This is a genomic window from Clostridium estertheticum (assembly GCF_018861295.1).
Taxonomy (GTDB): domain Bacteria; phylum Bacillota; class Clostridia; order Clostridiales; family Clostridiaceae; genus Clostridium_AD; species Clostridium_AD estertheticum_D.
Map to the genome: position 1 here is coordinate 1 of NZ_JAHLDM010000059.1, position 4737 is coordinate 4737.

Annotated in this window: 1 protein-coding gene and 1 rRNA gene; both read left to right on the top strand. The window is 32.8% G+C overall.

The annotated features are described in order from the left end of the window. Positions 1-89, top strand: a 5S ribosomal RNA gene (gene rrf, locus KPL54_RS25465); the annotation flags it as partial. 190 nt (positions 90-279) lie between these two features. Beyond that, positions 280-4068 (top strand): fibronectin type III domain-containing protein, encoded by a 3789-nt coding sequence (locus KPL54_RS25470; protein ID WP_216109282.1) that lies wholly within the window; start codon positions 280-282, stop codon positions 4066-4068. Positions 4069-4737: the final 669 nt, after the last annotated feature.

Consider the following 4737-nt stretch of genomic DNA (forward strand, 5'->3'; position numbering starts at 1 on the left):
CCGTTCCCATACCGAACACGAAGGTTAAGCTTCAATGCGCCGATGGTACTGCAGGGGTGACCTTGTGGAAGAGTAGGTTGTCGCCAGGTAATAAAAAAACACTAAGTATAACTTAGTGTTTTTTTGCGTTAAATAAAAAAGTATTTTCATTGTATAATTTGATTTAACAAAATAGTATCAATTAAATTATTGAAAAAATTTATTATTTGAACCCAGATGGTTAATGATGTATAATAAGTAATATAAAACTAAAGGGGGAAAATCATAAGACATTTTAAAATGAGAAACCGCAATTTATCACTTTTTATCGCAACAATTATGATATTCACATTATTACCTTTTAACGTAAAAGGAGTTACGAAGGTTGCAACTACAGGTGGAGAAGCAATTTTAGATCTTGAAAACGTTAACCAGGTTCCGATTGTTAAATTCTCAGCATTAAAAGATTCTAATAATAAAATGATTATATCAAATGATTCAACTATTGGAGGATTTTCAAGTAAAGGAACGAAAAACAGTAGTTTCTTACTAACACCTAATAAAATTTCAGGAGATTTTTCTGTTGAGGCAACATTAAAGGTGACAAATCGTACCATAAATGGCACTGGTGGAATAGTAGGTGTAGGTGCATTCTCTGGTACACAAGAGGGAGACGCAATGGTAACTTCAGTAGCTAGAGGGGATAATGGTTCTAGAAGTTATTACAAAAAAACTACTGGATATGGTGCAGGTGGTCCTAATACTTCTAAAACATCAGAAATAGGAAGTACTGTATTATTAAAAATTCAGAGAACAAATAACACTTATACGTCTACTATAAATGGGGAAGTACAAGAACTTGCAGATCTGCATGAAACAACTAATGGACCAATGTATTTAGGTTTTGTTATCTGTGGTGCTAATGCAGAAGTGGATAAGTTTATTATCAAACAAAATGAAAACGTTATCTACAATTTATCAAAAAAATCATTACCAAGACCAACCTTAACTGCTAAAGCTAAGGGCGATAATGTTGATATTAATTGGACAGGAACACAAGGAGCACAAAACTATATTGTTCAATATAGGGAAATGGGTACATCAAGTTGGACAACAGATCCTGATAAGATAACGGGCAAAAGTCATACTGTAACTAATCTCACTGCAATGAAGGCTTATGAATTTAGAGTAAAGGCAAGTGGTGGAGAATCAAATGGGTTAACTTCTGCATTGGCGATTGCAGTTCCAGGGTTTAGATGGTCATCAATAGCTAGTCCATTAATTACTGGTGTGGTTTTATCGGAAGATGGTAAAGAAGTAAAGGTTAGTTATAATAATGTAATGGGTGCTTTGGGCACTTTAAAACTAGATGTTGAAATGAGAAAAGATAATATTATAGTAGATACAAAATCCGTTGTAGAAGCAGATACACTTTTAGGGGCAACAGATGGTGAAGTTACTTTTAGTCCTAAAGAAAGTGGGACATATACATTTACCGCTAAAGCTTTAAGAACTGCACAGGAGGATGTGAAACTATCAAATACAAAAAATATTACTTTTAAGTTACCACTTACAAGTCCAGTGGTCAGCGCAAGTGCTACCGCTACAGGGTCTATTAAAGTTAAATGGGATCAGGTAAAAGAAGCACAAGAATATAATCTCAAATATAAGAAAGAGGCAGATAGTCAGTGGACTACAGCGATAGAGTCTACTAAAGACTTGGCATACACAGTTAATAATCTTCAAATAGAAGGAGTCTATAATTTTAAATTAACGGTTATTAAAGATGGCCAGAATTCAGCAACTACTGTGTCGGCGAAATCAAAGGAAGTATTAGGTGAAACTGCTGAATGGAAATCTATAATATTTGGACAATCTATTTCTAGCTTATATAATACTATAGATGTAGATAGTGTAAAGGGTGCTGTGACGGTTACGGCAGGAAATAAGGAAGGAAGCACCACTGGTGGGAAGGTTACCGGTTCTCATGATGGAATAGCCTATTACTATACGGAAGTGGACCCATCTAAAAACTTTGAACTTTCGGCTGATATTAAAGTAAATTATTTTGCTAAAGGAACCCCAGATAATCAAGAAGCATTTGGAATAATGGCAAGAGATGATATAGGGAAGAGTTTAGACCCCACAGTATTTTCATCAAATATGGTATTAGTTGGTGGATATAGAGGATTAGTTCAATCAGTGTTTAGAAATAATGTTAATGATAAATCCGGTACTGGAGCAACAATGGATGATGTCTTTAAATTTGGAGATCGTCCGTTAAACGATGGAACATCAACATATAAGATGACACTTAAGAAAACCAATACAGGTTATCAAGTATCTGTAAATAATGGCGTAGAGAAGATATATTATAAACCCAAACAAATGGAAGTATTAAATTCAGGGAAAATATATGTTGGTTTCTTTGCTGCACGAGTTGCTTCAATAACTAGCTCTAATATAAGTATGAAAACCTCGGATGTTGTTACAGACCCTGCAGCGGTAAAAGAATCACAAAAACCTGTAGATGCTGCAATAAATGTAGTATCACTAATGGCAGCCTCTACTTCAAGTTATAAACTTGATCTTTTAGCAAATGTTAAAGGTAACGTAGAAGTTAAACAAAACGGAGTAGAAATATATAAAGGGCCAATTAAAGCTAATGACCTATTGGGAAAGACTACAACCCTCATAAATGGAGATAACAATTTTGATATAACATTAATTCCTGAGGCAACTGAAAATGTCACAAAGTATGATCCGATTTCAATAAAATATACCGTAACATTAAAACAATATGGAACTCTTTCTGGAGCTATTTATGTTTCTCAAACAGGTTCATCAAAATCAGCCGGTACAAAAATGGACCCTACGGACATATATTCTGCTGTTAAATTTATAGGAGAGGGTCAAACAATATATGTACGTGGTGGTGTATATAATTTAAAGAGTCCAATAATTATAGAAAGAGGCAATGATAGTAAAAGTAATAATCCCAAAATGCTATCTGCATATCCAAATGAAAAACCTATTTTTGACTTTGGGTTTGAGTCACAAGGACTAAGTCTTGCAGGTAGTGGTTGGAAAATATATGGTATTAACATAACGAAAGCAAATTTAAAAGGTATGAATATTTCTGGCAGTAATAATATAGTAGAGTTGGTAAATGTATATAATACTTTAGAGACTGGAATTCAAATTAGTGGATCGTCTACTGAAAGCAAAGACAAATGGCCATCGAATAACCTAGTATTAAATTGTACAGCTTATGATAATGTTGATGTTTCAGAAAATAATGCAGATGGGTTCGCTGCTAAGTTAACTTCCGGCGAAGGAAATGTATTTAGAGGATGTATTTCACATAACAACTGTGATGATGGGTGGGATTTGTATTCAAAACTAGAAACTGGTGCTATCGGTGCTGTAGTTATAGAAAATTCTATTGCTTATGGTAATGGTACACTTACAAATGGTAGAAAAACTAATGGTGATGGTAATGGTTTTAAAATGGGTGGAGAAGGTATAGCTGTTAAACATGTTCTTAGAAACTGTTTATCCTTTAATAACAATAGTGATGGTGTTACAAGCAATAGTAATCCTGCTATTATAGTTGAGAATACTACATCAGTAGATAATAAAGGGATTAATTTTAGCTTTGCATTCTACACTGCTGCAAAGCAACAATTTTCAGCAAAAAACAATATATCTTTTAGAACAACAGCAGGTGCGGCAGATAATGTACCAGCTTCCATTGAAAGCGATAGTAATTATTTCTACAATGGGAAAGAATCTATAAATAAAAAGGGTAAAGTACTTTTAAAATCAGATTTTACAAGTGTGGTGCAACCAAATAGTTATAATAGAAATGAAGATGGTACAATATTTGCAAGTAAATATATGTCGTTGCTTGTAGATTCAACAATAAAAAGTGGAGCATACCTATCAGATATTTCAAAGATAACTAATCCGATTCCAAACGACGGAACAATTGACGAGAAAGAGCCTATTGAAAACGAGGGTCTATTAAAGATGATAAATCTATTAAAAATGTACAAACTATTGTGGATGGAGGAATTGTTAATGTAGATGAAGAAATTACATCTAGTTTTAAAACTAGAGATTCTAAGAGAATCAGTGTATTCTTTGCTAGTCTAGGTTAATAGTGGTTATAGGAATTGTAATTTCAAAAAAAGTATAGAATAAAAGCAAATAAAAATAGCTCACAGTAATAATTCTGTGGACTATTTTTATTTTAATGGAGTAATAATTCCATGAATGATGTTTCTGACATTATTAAATTTATAGGAATAGGTAATCCATAATTATTGTTAGGAAAAAAATCTTTACCATTATATTTAATTATAAGAATACTTATCCTTGCGTATCGTAATGAGTAATATTGAATTATATAGATATATATGTAGAAATATGAGGGTAATATAACTAGAACACCTATTTTATAAAAATGTGTATCTATGGATATGATAGAATATTTCTTGTAGTCACATAGGAGTGGCACATTGGTCTTTGAAAATTGAACAGAGAAATAGGTAAAGAAATAAAATAATATTTTATTTCAACCAGTCAATTACTTTAGTAAAAGTAATATTTAGTCGTAAGACTAAAAAGTATGTAATGAGCTTGCTAACCAACTTAACAGTTGGCGCAGATTAATTATTTCAACTAAAAAAGTGTAAACTTTTAAATTGAGAGTTTGATCCTGGCTCAGGACGAACGCTGGCGGCGTGCCTAACA

What these genes read in the sequence shown, in the direction of transcription:
- KPL54_RS25470 (WP_216109282.1), top strand. Translation starts at nt 280, where the DNA reads ATGAGAAACCGCAATTTATCACTTTTTATCGCAACAATTATGATATTC.